Raw genomic sequence first — 19,514 nt, 5'->3', positions numbered from 1 at the left:
GGAGCTGCCGATGAGACGCCTCGAAATTGCAGTGCCTGGCACCAGCCAGGCCATGGCCGAACTGGCCCAGGAACTCGAACTGCACGGCCATGGTGTCGTGACGGTTCAATCACCGGCGATCGACCTGTTGATCGACGACGGTACCGCGCCCTCCACTATCGAAGCCCGCTTCTGCCTTCAGGTGCGCTTGGCGTTACGGGCGGTGCCCGGCGAAGCACTGCCGCAACCGGTCATTGTTTTTCGCGACGGCGCGCAGCGATTGTTGTGCCAGGAGGTCATCGCCCCCGAAAACGGCAATGGTCAATCCTTGCGGTTGCGGACGCTGGCGAGGGTTGTTGAGATCGGTGCGCGACTGGTCAGCCAACTGTCCCGCGATGACAGCGGCTTCGATCACTGGCCGACGGTGCAGGCCGACGCCGAACTTGCTCTGCATGGGCTCGATGCCCTGGAGTCGCTGGCCTTCGAGCATGGCCTCAACCGGCCGCCAGTGCCCTGGCTGCTGGCCGCCGCTGAAGTGCCGGTGATGCATGGCATTGAACAGCGCATGCTCGATGACGCGCTGCAACCGGCGCTGTGGGTTGCAGGTGGGGTCACCGACTACAAGACCTTGCGCAATCAGGCTCTGAGGCTGCAGCAGGCAATGTTGGAGCGGCTGGGACAGGCACAACCGGAGGGGGCAAGGCTTGCCCGCGATGTCGACACAGCGGTACCCAACCAGACCGAGTCATTCGTCCCAGGCAAGCCTTGCACGCACAAGCCTAGCTCTCAAATGGTGATTGCGGTGTGTTTGCCCAAATCCGCCCCGTTATATGCAGCGATCCTGGCGGTGCTGGGCTGTGGCGCCGTGTACCTGCCACTGGATCCGCAACACCCCGCGCAACGTCGGCGCTTCATCCTGGAAAATGCCAAGGCGGACCTGCTGTTGCACGACGGCGACAGCGACCTGGGCGATCTGCCCGTGCCCGCGCTGAACATACACCGGCTGCCAGCGCTCAAGCCAGGGATCCCCGTCTCGCTGATTCGCCGCTCGGTGGACATCGACGAACCGGCTGTGGCGATCTACACCTCCGGCACCACCGGCCAGCCCAAGGGCGTATTGCTCAGCCATCGCAACCTCAGCCATTTCTGTGCCTGGTACAGCGACTACGTCGGGTTGCAGCGCGCCAGCCGGGCGTTGCAGTTCTCCACCATCAACTTCGATGCATCGCTGCTGGACATCCTGCCGACCTTTATCCAGGGTGCATTGCTGGTGGCGCCCAGCGAAGACCAGCGCCGAGACCCGCAGCAACTGGTGGCGTTGATTCACCAGCAGCGTGTCACCCACGCCTTCCTGCCGCCCGCGCTGCTGAGCGTGATGCCGCTGGAGGCACCGCTGGGCCTGGCGCACCTGATCACCGGCGGGGATGTCTGCGAGCCGTTCGTGATCGAGCAGCTCGCGCCCCAATGCCGGTTCCACAACATCTATGGCCCGACCGAAACCACCGTGCTTGCCACCACGCGGCAGTTTGGTGTTGGCGACAACAACCGCAACCTCGGCGCGCCCATCGCCAACGGCCGGGTGCTGATCCTCGATGAACAGCTGCAACCGGTGCCCCAAGGCGTACCCGGCGAGCTCTACATCGCCGGGCCGGGCGTCGGCCTGGGGTATCTGCATGACCCGACACTGACCGCCACGCGGTATCTCAACCTGACCCTGCCTGACGGACAGCGGCTGAGGGTCTACCGCACCGGCGATATCGGCCAGTGGAGCGACAACGGCGTCGAGCTGTGTGGCCGGCGCGACAATCAGGTGAAGGTCCGGGGCTTTCGGGTCGAACCCGAGGAGATCGAACATTGCCTGCGGGAGAGCCAGTTGTTCCGCCAGGTCGCCGTGGGTGTGGACGAGCGTCGACGGATCCTGGCGTTCCTGGTCCATCCCCGGGAAGACCAGCCCGGTGCCGCGCTCCAGGCGCTGCGCGAGCATGTGCAGGACACGTTGCCCAGCTACATGCACCCTGGCGCCTACGTCGAACTGCCCAGCCTGCCCTACACCAGCAACGGCAAGGTCGATCGCCGTGCCTTGCTCGCCATGGCAGTGCAAGTCCAGGTCGGTGGTCAGCGCCTTCAGCCGCAGAATCCCTTGGAAACCCAGTTGCAGCTGTTGTGGGCCGAGCTGTTGGAACTGCCGGCCGACGACATTGCTACCGATGAGAGCTTCTTCAACCTCGGCGGGCATTCGATCCTGCTGTCGCAACTGCTGCTGAGCATCCGTCAGACCTTCGGGCGCAGCCTGTCAATCAATCGCTTCATCGAGGCGCCAACACTGATGACCTTGGCGAAGCTGCTCGACGGCCCTGAACAAAACGACGCATCGGTGCTCAGTCCCCAGGCTTTCATCGATGCCGAAGCCGAACTCAACATCGATCCGCTGCCCATCAGCCAATGCGGTGATGTGCACAAAGTGGTGGTGACCGGCGCCAACAGCTTTCTCGGGGTACACATTGTCGAGGCGCTGCTGGCCTGGGGCGCCACCGAGGTCGCTTGCCTGGTGCGTGCGTCCGCCGGGCAAAGCGCGGCGGAACGCTTTTCCCAGGCGCTGCAGGACAATCGCCTGACTCATCTGGACCTGAGCCGGGTCAGCGTCTATGCCGCCGACATCACCCAACCGCAGTTGGGTTTGCCGGACGAGGTCTATGCCCGCATCGACCGGACCTTTGGCGCCCTGGTGCACAACGCGGCCCACGTCAACCATGTGCTCGATTATGAGTCTCTGGCGCGGGACAACGTAGAACCGATCTTCGAATGCCTGCGCCTGTGTGAAGGGCGCAGCAAGAAGATCTTCAACTTCGTCTCCACCCTATCGGCCTCTAGTGCCCTGGGCGCCGACGGCCAGGTGCTGGAGCAACCCGCCGCACCGACGCCACCGATCTACATCAAGAACGGTTACAACCTGTCCAAATGGGTCGGCGAACGGATCCTGCAACGGGCGCGGGATCGCGGGGTGTGGGTCAACCTGTTCCGCCCCGGCAACATCAGTTTCAACAGCCTGACCGGGGTCTGCCAGCCCCACAAGAACCGCCTGATGCTGATGCTCAAGGGCTCGATCCAACTGGGCCAGGTGCCGGATCTGTCACTCAACTTCGACCTGATGCCGGTGGACTTCCTGGCCCGCTTCATCGCCTTCCACGCCAGCCGCTACCAGCCGGCGCAAGCGGTGTTCAACCTGCACAACCCCGAGCCTTTGAGCTGGGACGCCTACGTGGCGTCGTTCCGCGACAGCGGCCGGGAGTTTTCCCTGGTGAGCGTCGCGGACTGGCAGCGGCAACTGGGGCGGGTCGATGCCGACAACGCGCTGTTCGGCGTGCTGGGGTTCTACCTCAACGGCTTCGAAGAAGACATCGGCGACATCTCGATGATCCGCCATGACAACGCCCGGACCGGGGTACGGCAGATGGGTGCCCGTTACCCGGAAAAATCCCCGGCCCTGCTGCGACGCGGTGCCGACTACCTCAAAGCCATCGACTTCATCTGAAGCCATCCAACCCAAAGCAAGGAGCAAGACCATGAATGCATTTCAACCCGACACCCTGATCAGGAACCCTCACGCCTGCCAAGTCGAAACCTCAGTGGAGGTGGCGGCCGACGCGGCACAGGTCTGGGAACTGGTGGGCGACTTTGGCGGTTTCAACCGTTTCATTCCGGCACTCGAGCGTATCGAAATGACCGGCGAGGGCGTGAGGTCCCTGCGCAAGAAGTTCTTCGTCGATGGGCAGAACTTGGTGGTGGAACAGCTCAACAGCCGTGACGACCAGGCCATGCACATGACCTGGACGCTGATCTACAACACCCTGGGCATCGACAACCTGTGGGCCGCCATGCGCGTCGAACCCTTGGCGGACAACCGTTGCCGCGCCACCTGGACCATCATCGCCGACCACACCGACGCCCATTCGCCCTCGGGCTTCAGGGACTTCCTGCAAGGGTTTGCCGATGAAGCGATGGGGAATGTACGGCAGATGTTCGCCTAGCTAATGCCCTTGTGGGAGCGAGCTTGCTCACGATAGCGCTGGGTAAGTTGACGATGATGTTGACTGTGCCGCCGCCATCGCGAGCAAGCTCGCTCCTACACTGGGTTCCGGGTGGCTACAAAATATGAGTCCACCGTAAATCCCTGTGGGAGCGAGCCTGCTCGCGATAGCGCTGGGTCAGTTGACGATGATGTTGGCTGTGCCGCCGCCATCGCGAGCAAGCTCGCTCCCACACTGGTTTATGGGTGGCTACAAAATATGAGTCCACCGTAAACCCTTGTGGGAGCGAGCCTGCTCGCGATAGCGCTGGGTCAGTGACGATGATGTTGACTGTGTCGCCGCCATCGCGAGCAAGCTCGCTCCATACTGGTTTATGGGTGGCTACAAAATATGAGTCCACCGTAAATCCCCTGTGGGAGCGAGCCTGCTCGCGATAGCGCTGGGGCAGTTGACGATGATGTTGGCTGTGCCGCCGCCATCGCGAGCAGGCTCGCTTGTATGGTAGGACTTGAAGGGAGGAGGAGGGACAAGGTTCGCTTCTGACTGTTCGCAGCAGTACAGACCGTGGGAGATTTTACCCCTCCTCCTTTCACCCAAGCGCCGATAAAGAATGCATCTGGCCTAGACCGACGATAGGAACAAGCCTGCGCCTCTGGGTGAACCCTTCAAGTGTTCAAACCTTAGCCCGGAGAGTTTTCAATGGCAATGCCGATTCCCCTCGTCAAGCCGATTGTGGGTGTGGATGTCGCCAAGGATGAGTTGGTGATGTATCACGCCGAAACCGATCAGCTTGAGATAGTCCCCAATAACAAAACTGCGATTAAGAAGTGGCTCAAGGCCTTGTCCATGCAGGTGGATATTGCCATCGAAGCCACCAATATCTATCACCTGGAGTTCGCCGATCTGGCTCACAAGGCCGGCTGCGTGATCTACATGGTCGGTGGCTATGAGCTCAGTCACTACCGCAAAGGCGTGAACGTGCGCGCCAAAACCGATGCACTGGATGCTCGCCTGTTGGCCCGTTACCTGAAGAACGAAGGCCAGGAACTGCATCCCTGGAACCCGCCATCGCCCTTGTATCGCCGGCTCGTAAGCCTTTTCCGACGCCGTGCGGCTGTGGTCCAGGCCCGTGTCAGCCTGAGCCAAAGCTGGGCGAACGAGCCGTTACTCAAAGCCGCGTTCAAACGCCAGATAGGCGCGATGCAACGGCTGGAAACCCTGGTCGAAAAAAAGATCCAGGATGAGCTGAAGGACGCAGGCTTGCTGGGTCAGCTCAAGCGCTGCATGAAAGTTGAAGGCATTGGCCTGTTGACCGGCGCCCGGTTGCTCACCTCGTTTCAGCGGGGGGATTTCAAAAATGCCGATGCCTTCATCGCTTTTCTGGGGCTGGACCTGCGCATATCGCAATCAGGGCGAAAACAGGGTCGCCGCTGCTTGACCAAACGAGGTGATCCAGAAGCTCGCCGACTGCTGCACAACGCAGCGATGTCGGCAAGGCGCACGGAGCGATGGAAGGGGTTCTATGAGGCGTTGCTGGCACGGGGACTAAGTACAACTCAGGCCATGGTGGCGCTGTCGCGCAAGCTTGCCCGCGTAGTATTCGCTCTGCTGCAGAATCAGAGCGAATACCAGCCAGAAAGGCATTTGAAGGCTAGTCATGCACCATAGAATCTCCCACACTGGTTTATGGGTGGCTACAAAATATGAGTCCACCGTAAATCCCCTGTGGGAGCGAGCCTGCTCGCGATGACGGCAGTACAGCCTGCGCGCCTGTCAGATCTTGAAGCTATCCACCAACTGCTTCAGCCGATTGGCCTGTTGAGACAAAGCATCGCAGTCCCTCAGGGTTTCATTGAGGTTGGCCACGCTTTGCTGGTTCAGCAGGTTGATATGGCTGACGTCCATGTTGAGGGTTTCCACCACAGCGGTCTGTTCTTCGGTGGCGGCAGCCACCGACTGGTTCATGCCGTCGATCTCGCCGATCCGCTGCGTCACGCTGACCAGTCGCAGGCCGGCCTGGTTGGCGACTTCCACGCTTTCCTCACTGGAAACCTGGCTGGCGTTCATCGTCGTGACCGCTTCACGGGAACCGACCTGAAGCGAGGTGATCATCTTGTGGATTTCTTCTGCCGACTCCTGGGTGCGGTGCGCCAGGTTGCGCACTTCGTCGGCCACCACCGCAAAACCACGCCCGGCTTCACCGGCACGGGCCGCTTCGATGGCGGCGTTCAAGGCCAGCAGGTTGGTTTGCTGGGAGATGCCCTTGATCACATCCAGGATGTGCCCGATGTTGTCGGTGCTGGCGTTCAGGGTTTCGATCTGGGTGCACGAAAGGCTGATTTTCTGCGACAGCTCGGTCATGGCCTGAATGGTTTTTTCCACCACCTGGCGACCGTCGTCGGCCTGCTCGCTGGCGCCGCTGGCCTGTTGCGACGCGTCGGCGGCATTGCGGGCGATTTCCTGGGTCGCGGCGCCCAACTGATTGATGGCTGCTGCCACGCTGTTGGTGCGGGCGCTCTGCTCATCCGAACCGACGAGCGAAGCGTTCGACGACGTCATCACCCGCTGCGACAGGTCATGTACCTGGCGGGTGGCGGAAGACACTTCGGAAATCGAGGCGTGAATCCGCTCCACGAACTGGTTGAACGAGCCGCCCAATACCGCGAACTCATCCTTGCCTTGCACCGCCAGGCGTCGGGTCAGGTCACCTTCGCCCTGAGCAATATCCTGCATGGCACGGCCCATGGTGGTCAGCGGACGCATCAGCACCTGAATCAACAGGCTCAGCAGCAGCGCAATGGCCGCGACCGCGACAAACATCGCAATCAGCGCCGAAGTACGGAACTGGCTCAGCGGCGCATAGGCCTTGTCCTTATCGATCGACAGGCCGATGTACCACTCGGCGCCCGGCAGGCCAGTGACCGGGGTGAACGAAAGAATACGATCCTGCCCCTTCAGCTCGACTTCCTGCATGCCTTTGCCAATGCGCACCGGTGTGCCGGGGTAGATGTCCTTGAGGTTCTTCATCACCTGGTCCTTGTCCGGGCTGACGATCACCTGACCGTCGCCGCTGACCAGGAAGGCATGGCCGATGCCGCCGAAGTCCACCGAGTTGATGATTTTCACCAGGGTATCCAGGCTCAGGTCGCCGCCCACCACACCCAGCAATTCGTCGCTTTTCTTCACCGGCAGGGCAATGGTCACCACCAGCCCGCCAACGGCCGCCGAATAGGGCGGGGTCAGCATGGTTTTATCGGCGGTCACCGCCTGCTTGTACCAGGGGCGCTGACGTGGGTCGTAGCCGTCGGGCATTTTGGCATCAGGGCGCTGGGTGAAGACCCCGCTGGCCTGGCCAACGTAGGTGAATTGGAAATTCGACGTCAGCGCCGGTTGATCGATCAACCCCGCCAGATCGGCACTGGCACCCTGATGAGCAATGTTCTGCCCCAGGTTTTCCAGCACCAGCACCCGGCCGCTCATCCAGTTCTGGACGCTGCTGGCCGTCAGGTCGCCGGATTGCTCGATGGAGGATTCGAGGCTGCGGCCTATGGTGTTTCGTTGCAGGTAGTCGTTGTAGAGGGTGAACAGGGCAAACGCCAGAACCACCACACCAGAGGCGGCCAGAAGGATTTTATGGCTGAACTTCAAATTCATCGATGAGGCTTCTTATGCAGGGAGTGGGGGTGCATTCCGGTTGCAACCGTTCACGTAACAGCTCGGAGCAGGACTTGTGGTCCGCTCCACTTTGGTGCACGCATATCAGTCTGTCGGCAAGCTTCTGGAAAAAATTAGGGCTTTTTGGGATGGGGCGACGAGAGGATGAGCGTAGTCGTTATACGCAAGCCTGCTCTGGCCGAGGGGCTGGGGTGTTGTTCCGGGGAATCAGCGTGGCGAGGGGGGCAAGCTCCCTCGCCACGGACTGTGGGTATATCGACGACGTGTTTGAAGGCGTCCTCAGACTCGAGCAGTATTCACCTCTTGCGGCATTGATTCCTCTTCGCCCGCAAACCGGTTCGCCCGGCCAAAAGTGCCGAAATCATTGAATCGCACGCCCATCTCGCGCATCACCTTGTGGGCCACCGGCACCGTCAACTGACGGATGTAGAACGGCTCCTTCACCGCAAAATGATGGATCCCGTGACTGCTACCGAAGTTGAAGCAGAACGCCTGCAACGGCCACAGCCACCAGGGGTTGAGCACCTGGGTTTGCTGGATGACATTGCCCGGCTCGACGTCGCCGTAGTAATGCATGTTGGAACTGATGAAGTGCAGGCAGAAGGTGCGCAGTACATTTGGGCCGATGATCACCACCGCCGCGATGTCGATCACGTGCATCATCGCCAGGGTGTCCGCCGACCAGTCAATCGAGATACCGAACAGGCCAGCGACACCATTGGCGCCATGGAAACCGAGGAACATATACCAGGCCCCCCAGTGCAGCAACGCCAGTGGGAAGTACACCTTCAGCGTGCGTTTGAGGATGCTGCGCCTGTGCGCCCAGGTCTTGGCCCGCAACAGGCGGATGAAGGCCGACATCACGTTGTCGCCGACCATCAGCAACCGCGCCAGCCCCCAGGGCTCGCCGTTGGTGATGGCCCGCTCTTCCAGGTCGGCCTCGGTGCCGGAGACCTTGTGGTGATTGAGGTGCAGATGTCGCCGGATCCACGGGTTGATGGTGCTCGGCCGCGCCAGCCACACCAGCCCCATCATCAGGTTGTGGGGCAAGCGCCGCTTGCGAAAGTACATGCTGTGGATCAGGTCATGCTCCAACTCGTGGGTCAGCGAGGCGAAAAAAGCGTTGAGCAGCAGGCACGCCCAGCCGGCCAGATGGCCGTTGATGTAGAGCAACGCCGAGCCGATCATTCCCGCCAGGGCAAACGCCAGAATGCCCGCACCCAAGGCATCCTGATGCAGCAGAATCGGGTAGCGTCGGCGCAATTCTTCGCCATGGGCCAATACCACCTGGCGAATATGGGCGGATCGCTGTGGTGCATTCAATCGCTCGGGACTTGCGCTACGGCCATGCATGGCTTAAATCCTCTGTTAGAGATGTGCTCATCCTGACGAGCGTTGCGCCGCCGGGTGGTAGCCGTAGACGCCAACCTGTTGACCGCAAGCGCCAATCGCCATGACTGAACCGACCACCCTCGCCAGCTGGACCCGCGCCCTGCGCAAACAGCTCGATGCGTTGGGCCTGGATGGCCATGCCTTGTGCCTTGAGGCCGGCCTTGACCCGCAACTGATGGACGACCCGAACGCCCGCTACCCGCTTTCAGCCACCACCCGCCTGTGGGCGCTGGCGGTGCAGGCCAGCGGCGATCCGGCAATCGGCCTGCGGGTATCGCGCTTCGTCAGTCCCACGACGTTTCACGCATTGGGTTACGCCCTGGTGGCCAGCGGCAGCCTGCGGGAAGTGTTCGAGCGCATCGTGCGCTATCACCCGGTGGTCAGCGATGCACTGACGCTGCAACTGAGCCGCTGCGAGGACCGTTATCGCTTCACCCTTGACCTGCCCCAGGGCCGCCCTGTGCCGGCCTTCGAAGCCATCGACGCGTTCGCCGCGATTTACGTGCGCACCTGCCGTAACCGCTTGGGGCGCGACTACGCACCGCTGGCGGTGTACCTGCGACGCCCTGAACCGGCGGACCCGGCGCCCTGGCATAAAGTGTTTCGCTCGCCGGTGCATTTCGCCGCCGAACAGGATTACCTGGAGTTCAGCCTCGCCGACTTCGACAGCCACCTGGACGACGCCAACCCGGAACTGGCCGAACACAATGAAGCGGTGCTCAAGCGCACCCTCGCCCACCTCCAGCCGCTCACTTGGGAGCGCAAGGTACGTGCCGCCATCGAGGCCCAGTTACCCGAAGGCGAACCCAGCGCCGAACGCATCGCCCAAGCCATGCACCTGAGCCTGCGCAGCCTGCAACGACACCTGGCCGACGAAGGCTGCCGCTTCGACGCGCTGCTCAACGAGTGCCGGGAAAACCTGGCGCTGCTGCACCTGCGCGATCCCCAATGCTCGCTGAGTGAAGTCGGCTACCTGCTGGGCTTTGCCGACGCCAGCAGCTTCAGCCGCGCCTTCAAGCGCTGGACCGGGATGACACCGGGGCAGTTTCGGGAGGGGTTGCGTTAGGGATCTGCGATAGCTGGGCTGGCCCCTTCGCGAGCAGGCTCGCTCCCACAGGGGATAGGCGTTGCTGTGGATATCATGGCGAACACAGACCCATGTGGGAGCGAGCCTGCTCGCGAAGGCGATGGGTCAGTCGACCGAGGGCTTGAGGCTGCGTTGGAGCCCGGCCGTCCAAGCCTCTGTCATGGCTTCCCCGGTTGCTCTGAACCGTTCGTTAGCACTCATGTAATGGCGCATTTCCACCCTAGCAAGGTCCATCCCATGGATCACTTGCTCTATCAGCTCATTACAGCGTCCTTCGGTCAGGTTGCACGCCGAACGACCAAACCGTGTAAGCATTTTGTGCTTTGGCCAGGCTTTTGAGCCGCCCAGCAACAACGCCATGTTGTCATTGCGGATATACACTGCAGTGCTGACGATGTCATAGGCTGGCGCAAGCCTGATAGACGCATCCGCGCCGCAATGGTCATATAGCACTCCGAAATTCTTCAGATGTGCATCGCCATTTTTCAGGCCGGCCGAGAGTGCAACGATCTTGAACAAGGACTCCAGCGCCTGATTGAGTAAATGAGGTGAGACGAATGCCTTGATCTGCCGGGCCGCTCCTTCATATGAGCCGTCGTACTTGGTCCTGGATGGTGCGCCGTTGAGCACACAGAAATCCTCAAAACCAAGATAATTCCCGGGCCCCGGTAAATCAAAGCGCTTCACGATCAGAAATTTTCCGCGTTCGCTCAACTCGAGTTCGGGGATCTCAAGCCCCGAGTGCAGGGCGGCCCGCATGCAGAAAAACTCATTCGCGGCCAGTTCCGGGAACTCGTCGGAGCGAAAAGCCTTGATCAAATGCGTGGCCCCCCGATGGGTCAACCGATCGATTGCCGTCCCACTGTCACGCACCAGAACCTTGGGTTGTACTCCCGAGACACCGGAATACTGCCCATAAGTGTGCAGCAGATCCTCGAACAGCCCTTCGGCCCCGTCATGCACCAACAAGTCCGCCAGACTGGTTTCGGGCGGTCCGACCTCGCTCCGCAAGCGACCGATACCAACCCGACCCAGTTGATGGGGTCCCACGATGGAAAGCATGGAAAAGTCATCGAAACCTCGGACCGCTTTGCTGAAACGACGAACCAACTCGTCACGCAAGGCACCTTCGGGCAAATTCATTTCGAAAATCGGCGGTACCCCTGATTCCCAGTCATAGCTTTCAAGACGCGCGGGCATGGTCAGCGAAACGGACTGTTCTTCAGTCGTGTTGGCAGCATAAGAAAATACCGAGTCGCTGCGCATCTGACCCCGCCCAAGAGTGCCAACGGCCGTTTCGCTGACCGAGACCTGCAACCTGTCCAGTCCTTGCTCGTCAGCCATGGAAAGACTCCTTTTTCAGCGAGTCGAGCGTTGGACGTTTCGAGGGTCGAGCAATGGCGGCCAACTCGTAGCCAAAACCATTGAGGATCGCTTCGACCTTACGGATCCCAACTTCAGGAATGGTGTTGTTCTCGATACCCGAAATCGTGGCACGGCTCATACCGTATTGAGCTGCCAAAGCCTCTTGGGAGAGATTCCGCTCTTTACGGAGTCGCCTGATCAATTCACCGAGCGTTTTCATACTGATAATCCGCATCATATACAATGCAAAAGCATTACTTTAATGAATATTGCATTGTATTTAGTTCAATTCACGCACGAGTGTAGCGTATTCAAATTTTTCGGGGGCCCTCAAATCGCGGTAAAAACCCGCAACCGCCCGATATCAAGAATCTCGATCTCGCCATAACCGAGGTGAAGAATGCCTTGGGCCTGCAAGTCCTTGAGGATCTGGTTGGTGGTCTGGCGTGACAGCGAGAGCATCAGCGCCAGTTGTTCCTGGGACAGTTGCAGGACCTGACGCGCCGGTTCGATTTCGCCGTAGCCTTCGGCGATCAGCAGCAGGCGATGGGCAACGCGTGCCGGGGCAGGCATCAGGCTCAGGTGTTCGAGGTTGATGAAGGTCAGGCGCAGTTTGTGGCTCATCAGCAACGCGAGATGCCGCCAGTAGGCCGGGTGTTGGTCGAGGAAGGCCAGCAACGTCGCCTGGGGCAGGTGCAGCAGCGTGCACTGCCCCACGGCCAGCGCATCATGGGTGCGTGGCTGGCCGTCGAACAGGCAGATTTCACCGAACCAGTGGGGCGCTTCCACCACGCTCAGCAGCGCTTCCTTGCCGTGTTCATTCACCGAGCCGACCCGCACCGCGCCCTCCAGCACGGCGTACAGGCCGCACGGTGGATCGCCGCGCTGGAACAGCCGATGCCCCGGCAACAGGCGGCGCACCCGCGACATGTCCAGCAGGCTATCCTGTAACGAGGCGGGCAAATGGCTGTACCAGTGGCCGGCCATCAGGTGCGAATGCCAGGGGTGCGAATTCATGGAAACTCCCGCAAGTGTCGGCTAACTGACAGAGCGCCTTGTAGATCCTGGGCATCATGCAGGCATCACCTCAGGAGGAACAACAATGAAAAGCCTCGTCGATCATCTCAGTCAATACGCCACCTATCACCGCGACCCGCGCAATATCGCCAGCCACTTCATTGGCATTCCGCTGATTTTCGTTGCCGTCGCCGTGCTGCTGTCACGGCCGGCCTGGCCAGTGGGTGCAGTGCTGGTGTCGCCGGCGCTGCTGGTCGCGGCGGCCAGTGCCTGGTTCTACCTGCGCCTGGAGTTGCGCCTGGGTGTGCTGATGACGCTGCTGTTGGGCTTGGCCGTGTGGCTGGGGCAGGTATTGGCCGCGCAAAGCACATCGGTATGGCTGGGCAGTGGCCTGGGGATGTTTGTGGTGGGCTGGGTGATTCAGTTTGTCGGCCACTATTACGAAGGCCGCAAACCGGCGTTCGTCGATGACCTGACCGGGTTGATCGTCGGGCCGTTGTTCGTGGTGGTCGAGGCAGGATTCCTGCTGGGACTGCGCAGCGAGCTGAAGCAGGCCATCGAGGAACGCGCCGGCCCGGTGGCCTTGCGTAACCAGCGCTCGGCCGCCTGATCGACAACGACAAGGCTGTCTGGGCGAACCCTGTGGGAGCGAGCCTGCTCGCGATAGCGGTGGGTCAGTCAACACGCGGTGACTGGCAGGACGCAATCGCGAGCAAGCTCGCTCCCACAAAGGTTTGCATACCCCTCGAGGGTTATAGGGTGCCGAACTCGATCCCCACCGTCAGCGCGCCCTGGTTATCACTCAGCCCCGCCCCGTACTCCCCGTTCAGGTCATCGTTGATGCACAGTTGCAGCTCGCCTTTCTCCCCAGTCGGAATCTGCGCCAGATCGCCGATCAGGAACGGGGTTCCGTTGTCGCCGACACGGCCGATCAAGGCACCTTCGGCAGCACCCGGCAAGGTATAACCGGACTTGGCGGTGTAGTTCGGATTACCTTTTCCATCCACCCATCCACTGTCCGGGCTAGCGTTCCAGAAGCCCAGAATCCAGCGGGCACGACGCGGCACGACACCGTCGATCTGCACGCCAGTTCCCTGCCAGGCCTTGTCCGCCACAACTACCGCCGCCGCGGCCCTCAAGTCATTGGCCAGGGTATCCCCGGCCTGGAACGACAACGCCGCGATGGTCAGGCTCGGATTCGAGGTCCCGCTGCTGGGGAAAACACCATCGCCCACCAGGAACAGGTTCTTGTGATCCCAACTGCGCTGGTCTTTGTCGACCACCGATTTGGCCGGGTCACTGCCCATGCGATAGGTGCCCATCAGGTGCCCGGCACCTTGGAAGCTCATAGGTTCGTTGTAAGTGAACGTCCCCGGCTTAAGAGGCTGGGTCAGCTCCACGGCGCCAAGCAGGTCTTTGATAATGTGAGTGGCCAGCCGTTTTGCCTCCAGGAACCCCTTCTGGGTGTACTTGGACAGTTCATAGTGGATTTCCGGCCGGGGAATGCCGAGCAGGTCCTTGTAGTCGGCGGACGGCACGATGTAGCACTTGGCGTTATCGGGATCGTCTTCCACCTGCTCTACCAGAAACGCGATACGGAACTGACGGATGAAGATGTCGTTGAGTTTCTGCACCAGCGCTGTTCCATAAAGCGCTTCAGAAGGGGCTTTGGGATCTTGGTTCGGGTTCACCGGGTTGACGCAGTTGTTGTTCGTGCCGTCGATGAAGTCGGCCACCGTGTTGTAGGGATCGTTGGCCGGCCAGTTCCAGCCCTCATTGCCGATTTCAATGCGCCACGCCGCTCGCTGACTGCGAAAGGCACCGTCTCGCAGACTCTCGATACCCGCGGTGGACAGGGGACCGCGGTACGGAAAAATCGCCTTGCCTTCAGGCATCAGGCCCCACGCCAGGTAGATCGGGTGGTCGGCCAGGCTGCGTCCCACCTGACCACTGCTGTTGGCCACGCCCTTGGGCCAGGCGGGCGTGGCGGAGTTGAGCAACAGCTTGGGGGTTTCGATGGCATGGGCGGCGATCACATAACGTTGGCCGAGGGCCACGCCAGTGCCGGTGACCGGTCCGTCACCCAATTGATACTGCATAAACTCCACACCGCTGACATTGTTGTCCGCACCCACGGTCACTTTGCTCGCCACGGTTCGGTACAGCACCTTGACCTTGCCGGTGGCCAGGGCCTTGGTCATCGTCACCGTGGCGTCGTACTTGGCCTGGATCGGGCAGATCGGTGTGCAGTTGGTATTGCCGGCACACACCCGGCGTCCCGCGTAGGGCTCGGAGTTGCGTCCAGCCGGTGTCGGACTGACCACCAGCGGCAAGCCGTCGAAGGTCTGCCCCGTCACCGCCGCGACAAAACTGCCGTCAACCATCGACAACGGAATGCTGTGCATCGGGAAGGCGTAGCCTTCGGGAAAGGTTATGCCCAGGTACGCCTGGTCGGCGACGTTGGCCGAGACGCCGATTTCCGCTTCGGCCCGGCAATAGGCGCTCTGCAAGTCATCGTAGCCGATAGGCCAGTCCACCCCGACGTTGTACAAGGATTTCAGGCGAAAATCGTTCGGCACCATGCGCAGGCTCGTTCCGACCCAGTGCCAGGTGGTCCCGCCGCCCACTCGCTCATAGGTGCTGGTGAAGGGCATCGGGCCTTTCTGCACCAGGTAACTGACTTTTGGATTGTCCCAGCCCAGGATCAGGTCGGCGATGGTCGCACGTGGGGCGTTCTGCCCGGCCGGGTCACGGGGCGGGTCCAGGCTGGTGACGGGTGGATAGGGCGATTCCGGGGTTTTCAGCGTGGTCGTGTAGAACCGCTCCAGGTATTGAGCCCGATTGACCGGGATCTCCGGTCCCGACTCGAGCACCAGCACCTCCACCCCGGCCATGGCCAGTTGATAGGCGACAATGCTGCCGGCCAGTCCGGCGCCAACGATCACCACTTCGGCTTGTTCAGTACTCATGACCGGTCTCCTTGTTGTGCATCGGAGGATGCGGTGGCGGGTACGCCGGTCAAGTCCTCGAGGCTCGGCGGCTGTTCGTTCCAGTAGCCAAAGAACGATTCGCTGTAGCCCATTGGGTGAGCCTGGGCAGCTTTCCAGGCCCAGCTGTTGATATACGCCTGGTCGGACACCACCGCCGAGTCACCCTTCTTGTAATTCCCCGCGTCATACGGTTGGTACCAGACACCCAGGAACCAGAGCTTCATGATTGAACGCGCCGCCAGCACGGAGTTGGGGGTCGGTTGCGTAGTGACCAGCACCTGCTGGGCGATCTTATCCGGAGGCACCTTGTCGGCCGCCAACGTGGCGTACTGCGTCAGCAACGGGTTGAGCACATCGGTGGTGATGCGTGGGGTGACGTAATTGAGAAAGAGTGGTGGCAGACCTATCGGGTCGAGCTGTGGCGCCAGGCGCGCGATGGGAATACCGGTCAGGGCCGATGACAGGCCGACGAAATTGTCCAGGTCAGTGCTCATTGTTTGGCTCCTTGTCCGGAAGTGGACTGCGCGCGTTCGAGCAAATAGGTGAAGTCCGCGAAGCTGGTACGCGGGGATTCGGTGACATGGGTGGCTGCGTTGCCATGACAGGCCATGCAACTGGAAGATGCCTGGGGCGTGGTGCCCTGTATGTAGGTTTCCAGCGTGGCGTTGGCCAGGAACGGGGGAGCGGGATTGCCCAGCGGGTTGGCGGCTGAAATCTGGCAGTTCGGTGGCGGCGTGGCGCTCGGCCATTGGGTGCTGACCAACTGATAGTTGGCCCAGACACTCTGCGGGTTGGCCGTGCGCAACAGGGCCTGGTAATGGGCGTTCAAGTCGTTGGTGGGCCCGGTCAGCGGCACTTCGCGCACGATCTGCGAAGGCGTCGCCTTGACGGCCGGATTCCATGGCCGTGGCGGAGGATGGTTGACCGGGCTGTCGCTGGAGGCGTTGTAGAACAGGTACGGGCCTTTGCGCTGCGCCACCGGTGTGGATTGCTCCGGCACGTTGTTCACGTGCTCGAAGGTCGACCAGACCCACTGCGGTGCGTTGGCGGTCTTATGGACGATGTGCAAGCCCACCAGACCGACCGACTGGGACGCACACGACTCCTCGACTATCGGCCCGTGGCTCGGGTCGCTGTTGCCCGGCGTATAGACCAACGCGTCGACCGTGTGGAAATCCTGCGGACGGTCGTTGGCGCCCAGTACCTTCCAGGATGCCTTCACCATCACCGAGCCGACCTCGCTCGTGTCGTTGGAGCCACAGCTGAACGCCACGGTGTTGGTCTTTTTCGCGGCAAAGAATTTCTGCTGGCCTTCGATGCTGTACAGACCGTTGTCGACGATCCCGTTGAACATCGATTGGTTGACCACGATTTCGTTGCGCGTATAAGCGCCGTTCTGATCCACCAGCGGGCCGCTATCGAAGGGCTGGATAAACTCATCCAGCATGTCGGGGACCTTGCCCATCTGCTGCAGCAACCGCCCAGGCTTGAGCTGCTTGCACACCTCGGGAAGCGTCGCCGGCGCATCCCAGGGCAAGGGTGTCTGGCCCTTGGCGCGGAAAATCTGGTAGCTCTCTTTCCAGCTTTCCCAGACCGTGGCCCCATCCTGCTTGCCAATGGTGGTGCCGGTATTGGGATTGCCGTTGTCCAGGGCCGGCCAGTTCAGGGCGATGAAGGTCTGCCACGACAGTTCATCGAAATTGCCTTGCAGGCTGGCCAGGGAGATAGGTTGAGTAGCCGTGACATCGAAGGGTATCTGCGGCGACAACGAGGGGGCGGCGCTGGCGAAGGGGCACAGCAAAACGCCGAACAAGGCACAGCCCAGCGGGCCATGCCGACTGACTTCCATTCTCATGCTTGATCTCCTTGGCATCAGGGCGCCAGGAAATCACACCGGTCCGTCATGGACTCTCACTGCCTCCTGGCACGTCAGAGTCTAGGTAGGGTTTTATGCAAGAAGAGGTGTGGAGGTAGAACCAATCGAAGCAAAGCCGGGAGGAGTTATTCGGATTCAGATGGCGGTGTGGTGGAGGACGCCATCGCGAGCAGGCTCGCTCCCACAAGGAGACCACGATCCCTGTGGGAGCGAGCCTGCTCGCGATGCGCTTGATCTTAAAGGTTGGCGACCTTCTGCCAGACCTTCGGCTTGAAGAACAGCGTCTCACCCTTCGCCAATCCCACCAGGCTGTCGTGATCCTTCACCACTTCAGCCTCGATCAGTTCACTCTGGCCCTCCACTTTCAAGGTCACCCGAGTTGTTGCGCCCAGCGGACGAATGTCCCGCACTTCGGCGGCGTGGTGATCTTCCAGCTCAGAACGCGACAGCGAGACTTCGTGGGGACGGAACAGCACATGCCGGTCTTCCCCCAGGTGCAGGCGGTTCGAGTCACCAAGGAAGTGATACACGAAATCACTGGCGGGGTTTTCATACACCTCGCCCGGCGAGCCGATCTGCTCGATCACGCCCTTGTTCATCACCACGATGCGGTCAGCGACTTCCATGGCTTCTTCCTGGTCATGGGTCACGAACACCGAGGTCAGGTTGATGTCCTCGTGCAGCCGCGCCAGCCAGCGGCGCAGTTCCTTGCGGACCTTGGCATCGAGGGCACCGAAAGGCTCGTCCAGCAGCAACACCTTGGGTTCTACCGCCAGTGCGCGGGCCAGGGCGATACGCTGGCGCTGGCCACCGGAGAGTTGCTCGGGGTAGCGGTCGGCGAGCCAGTCCAGTTGCACCATGTTCAGCAGCTCGTGAACCTTGGTCGCGATCTGGCTTTCGGTCGGGCGCTGGCCCTTGGGTTTCATGCGCAGGCCGAAGGCGACGTTGTCGAACACCGTCATGTGGCGGAACAAGGCGTAGTGCTGGAACACGAAGCCGACGTTGCGATCACGCACATCGTGGCCGGAGACATCCTCGCCGTGAAAGACGATGTTGCCCTGGTCCGGGGTCTCCAGGCCGGCGATGATCCGCAGCAGCGTGGTCTTGCCGCAGCCCGACGGGCCCAGCAGCGCCACCAGCTCACCGCTCCGGATGTCCAGACTGATGTCGTCCAGGGCCCTGAACGCGTTGAAATTCTTGCTGACGTTACGCACTTCGATCGACATGACTTATTCCTCCGCGGCGCTGGCGCGCAGGCGGTTGATTCGGTTTTCGCTCCACTGCTTGAGCAGCAGGATGAAGAGCGCCAGGATCAGCAACAGGCTCGCCACAGCGAACGCGGCCACGTGGTTGTATTCGTTGTAGAGGATCTCGACGTGCAGCGGCAGGGTGTTGGTCACTCCGCGAATGTGCCCGGACACCACCGACACCGCGCCGAATTCGCCCATGGCCCGGGCGGTGCACAGCACCACGCCATAGATCAGACCCCACTTGATGTTCGGCACGGTGACATGCCAGAACATCTGCCAGCCATTGGCGCCCAGCAGGCGCGCGGCCTCTTCTTCCTGGGTGCCCTGCTCCTGCATCAGCGGGATCAGCTCACGGGCCACGAACGGCACGGTGACGAAAATCGTCGCCAGCACGATACCCGGCAGCGCAAACACGATCTGGATATCGTGGTCCGACAGCCACGGCCCGAACAGGCCCTGGGCACCGAACATCAACACGTAGACCAGGCCGGCAATCACCGGCGAAACCGAGAACGGCAGGTCGATCAGGGTCACCAGCATGCTCTTGCCACGGAACGAATACTTGCTCACGCACCAGGCGGCGCTGACCCCGAACACCAGGTTCAGCGGCACCGAAATCAGTACCGCGATCACCGTGAGCTTCAGCGCCGACAACGCGTCGGGTTCGAAGATCGCGCTGAAGAATGCCCCCAGGCCGAGCTTCAGGCCCTGGGACACCACGATGAACAGCGGCAACAGCAGGAACAGCGCAAAGAACAACCAGCCAAAGCCGATCAGGACTCGTCGCGACGTCGCGCTGCCGCGGCGGGCGGCGTTGGTGGAGGTCGCGGAAATAGACGATTGGGACATGCTCGC

The 19,514-nt window shown here is 61.2% G+C and carries 15 protein-coding genes; 5 read left to right on the top strand and 10 right to left on the bottom strand.

Annotation, left to right across the window (positions count from 1 at the left end; genetic code table 11):
• The first annotated feature begins 10 nt into the window (after positions 1-10).
• The 3 genes from LOY67_RS00905 (at position 11) to LOY67_RS00895 (ending at position 5,675) form a co-directional block, all read left to right on the top strand.
• The gene (locus tag LOY67_RS00905) at positions 11-3,511 is read left to right on the top strand and encodes a non-ribosomal peptide synthetase (RefSeq protein WP_265065526.1); all 3,501 of its coding nucleotides are present in this window, start codon (positions 11-13) and stop codon (positions 3,509-3,511) included.
• Positions 3,512-3,542: 31 nt separating this feature from the next.
• Complete coding sequence (locus LOY67_RS00900) at positions 3,543-4,007, top strand: SRPBCC family protein (RefSeq protein ID WP_265065525.1); 465 nt, start codon at positions 3,543-3,545, stop codon at positions 4,005-4,007.
• A gap of 699 nt (positions 4,008-4,706) precedes the next feature.
• Positions 4,707-5,675 (top strand): IS110 family transposase, encoded by a 969-nt coding sequence (locus LOY67_RS00895; protein WP_265064259.1) that lies wholly within the window; start codon positions 4,707-4,709, stop codon positions 5,673-5,675.
• 105 nt (positions 5,676-5,780) lie between these two features.
• Here the strand turns inward: LOY67_RS00895 and LOY67_RS00890 are convergent, their stop codons facing one another.
• Positions 5,781-7,661: a methyl-accepting chemotaxis protein gene (locus LOY67_RS00890; protein ID WP_265065524.1), complete on the bottom strand. Its 1,881-nt coding sequence runs from the start codon at positions 7,659-7,661 to the stop codon at positions 5,781-5,783.
• Between the two features lie 300 nt (positions 7,662-7,961).
• Positions 7,962-9,035 carry a fatty acid desaturase gene (locus LOY67_RS00885; protein WP_265065523.1) on the bottom strand — a complete coding sequence of 358 codons (1,074 nt, stop codon included), beginning with the start codon at positions 9,033-9,035 and terminating at the stop codon, positions 7,962-7,964.
• 100 nt (positions 9,036-9,135) lie between these two features.
• Between LOY67_RS00885 and LOY67_RS00880 the strand changes: the two genes are divergently transcribed.
• On the top strand, positions 9,136-10,140 hold the full coding sequence (locus LOY67_RS00880) for an AraC family transcriptional regulator (RefSeq protein ID WP_265065522.1): 1,005 nt from the start codon (positions 9,136-9,138) through the stop codon (positions 10,138-10,140).
• A 126-nt stretch (positions 10,141-10,266) separates the two neighbouring features.
• Here the strand turns inward: LOY67_RS00880 and LOY67_RS00875 are convergent, their stop codons facing one another.
• The 3 genes from LOY67_RS00875 to LOY67_RS00865 all read right to left on the bottom strand — a co-directional run bounded on the left by LOY67_RS00875 (position 10,267) and on the right by LOY67_RS00865 (position 12,543).
• Positions 10,267-11,505: a type II toxin-antitoxin system HipA family toxin gene (locus tag LOY67_RS00875; protein WP_265065521.1), complete on the bottom strand. Its 1,239-nt coding sequence runs from the start codon at positions 11,503-11,505 to the stop codon at positions 10,267-10,269.
• Positions 11,498-11,746, bottom strand: coding sequence for a helix-turn-helix domain-containing protein (locus LOY67_RS00870; protein WP_201869661.1), 249 nt, complete (start codon positions 11,744-11,746; stop codon positions 11,498-11,500). Before LOY67_RS00870 ends, LOY67_RS00875 begins: the two co-directional genes overlap by 8 nt.
• Positions 11,747-11,856: 110 nt before the next feature.
• Complete coding sequence (locus LOY67_RS00865; RefSeq protein ID WP_265065520.1) at positions 11,857-12,543, bottom strand: Crp/Fnr family transcriptional regulator; 687 nt, start codon at positions 12,541-12,543, stop codon at positions 11,857-11,859.
• An 85-nt stretch (positions 12,544-12,628) separates the two neighbouring features.
• Here LOY67_RS00865 and LOY67_RS00860 point away from each other — a divergent pair, with 85 nt between their 5' ends.
• Positions 12,629-13,153 (top strand): DUF962 domain-containing protein, encoded by a 525-nt coding sequence (locus tag LOY67_RS00860; RefSeq protein WP_265065519.1) that lies wholly within the window; start codon positions 12,629-12,631, stop codon positions 13,151-13,153.
• A 142-nt stretch (positions 13,154-13,295) separates the two neighbouring features.
• Here LOY67_RS00860 and LOY67_RS00855 read toward each other — a convergent pair whose 3' ends face one another.
• The 5 genes from LOY67_RS00855 to cysW form a co-directional block, all read right to left on the bottom strand.
• Positions 13,296-15,512: a GMC family oxidoreductase gene (locus LOY67_RS00855; RefSeq protein ID WP_265065518.1), complete on the bottom strand. Its 2,217-nt coding sequence runs from the start codon at positions 15,510-15,512 to the stop codon at positions 13,296-13,298.
• Positions 15,509-16,027, bottom strand: coding sequence for a sorbitol dehydrogenase (locus LOY67_RS00850; protein WP_265065517.1), 519 nt, complete (start codon positions 16,025-16,027; stop codon positions 15,509-15,511). Before LOY67_RS00850 ends, LOY67_RS00855 begins: the two co-directional genes overlap by 4 nt.
• On the bottom strand, positions 16,024-17,388 hold the full coding sequence (locus LOY67_RS00845; protein WP_265065516.1) for a cytochrome C: 1,365 nt from the start codon (positions 17,386-17,388) through the stop codon (positions 16,024-16,026). Before LOY67_RS00845 ends, LOY67_RS00850 begins: the two co-directional genes overlap by 4 nt.
• A gap of 257 nt (positions 17,389-17,645) precedes the next feature.
• The gene (locus LOY67_RS00840; protein ID WP_265065515.1) at positions 17,646-18,635 is read right to left on the bottom strand and encodes a sulfate/molybdate ABC transporter ATP-binding protein; all 990 of its coding nucleotides are present in this window, start codon (positions 18,633-18,635) and stop codon (positions 17,646-17,648) included.
• A gap of 3 nt (positions 18,636-18,638) precedes the next feature.
• On the bottom strand, positions 18,639-19,508 hold the full coding sequence (gene cysW, locus LOY67_RS00835) for a sulfate ABC transporter permease subunit CysW (RefSeq protein WP_265065514.1): 870 nt from the start codon (positions 19,506-19,508) through the stop codon (positions 18,639-18,641).
• Positions 19,509-19,514: the final 6 nt, after the last annotated feature.

Source organism: Pseudomonas sp. B21-056 (genome assembly GCF_026016325.1).
GTDB lineage: Bacteria > Pseudomonadota > Gammaproteobacteria > Pseudomonadales > Pseudomonadaceae > Aquipseudomonas.
Note: the sequence above shows the minus strand (reverse complement) of the source record. Positions and strands in the feature narration are given on the sequence as shown.

Coding starts and splice junctions, on each gene's coding strand:
- LOY67_RS00885 (WP_265065523.1), bottom strand. CDS start 9,035: ATGCATGGCCGTAGCGCAAGTCCCGAGCGATTGAATGCACCACAGCGA.
- LOY67_RS00880 (WP_265065522.1), top strand. CDS start 9,136: ATGACTGAACCGACCACCCTCGCCAGCTGGACCCGCGCCCTGCGCAAA.
- LOY67_RS00875 (WP_265065521.1), bottom strand. CDS start 11,505: ATGGCTGACGAGCAAGGACTGGACAGGTTGCAGGTCTCGGTCAGCGAA.
- LOY67_RS00860 (WP_265065519.1), top strand. CDS start 12,629: ATGAAAAGCCTCGTCGATCATCTCAGTCAATACGCCACCTATCACCGC.
- LOY67_RS00845 (WP_265065516.1), bottom strand. CDS start 17,388: ATGAGAATGGAAGTCAGTCGGCATGGCCCGCTGGGCTGTGCCTTGTTC.
- LOY67_RS00865 (WP_265065520.1), bottom strand. CDS start 12,543: ATGAATTCGCACCCCTGGCATTCGCACCTGATGGCCGGCCACTGGTAC.
- LOY67_RS00840 (WP_265065515.1), bottom strand. CDS start 18,635: ATGTCGATCGAAGTGCGTAACGTCAGCAAGAATTTCAACGCGTTCAGG.
- cysW (WP_265065514.1), bottom strand. CDS start 19,508: ATGTCCCAATCGTCTATTTCCGCGACCTCCACCAACGCCGCCCGCCGC.
- LOY67_RS00895 (WP_265064259.1), top strand. CDS start 4,707: ATGGCAATGCCGATTCCCCTCGTCAAGCCGATTGTGGGTGTGGATGTC.
- LOY67_RS00855 (WP_265065518.1), bottom strand. CDS start 15,512: ATGAGTACTGAACAAGCCGAAGTGGTGATCGTTGGCGCCGGACTGGCC.
- LOY67_RS00905 (WP_265065526.1), top strand. CDS start 11: ATGAGACGCCTCGAAATTGCAGTGCCTGGCACCAGCCAGGCCATGGCC.
- LOY67_RS00870 (WP_201869661.1), bottom strand. CDS start 11,746: ATGAAAACGCTCGGTGAATTGATCAGGCGACTCCGTAAAGAGCGGAAT.
- LOY67_RS00850 (WP_265065517.1), bottom strand. CDS start 16,027: ATGAGCACTGACCTGGACAATTTCGTCGGCCTGTCATCGGCCCTGACC.
- LOY67_RS00890 (WP_265065524.1), bottom strand. CDS start 7,661: ATGAATTTGAAGTTCAGCCATAAAATCCTTCTGGCCGCCTCTGGTGTG.
- LOY67_RS00900 (WP_265065525.1), top strand. CDS start 3,543: ATGAATGCATTTCAACCCGACACCCTGATCAGGAACCCTCACGCCTGC.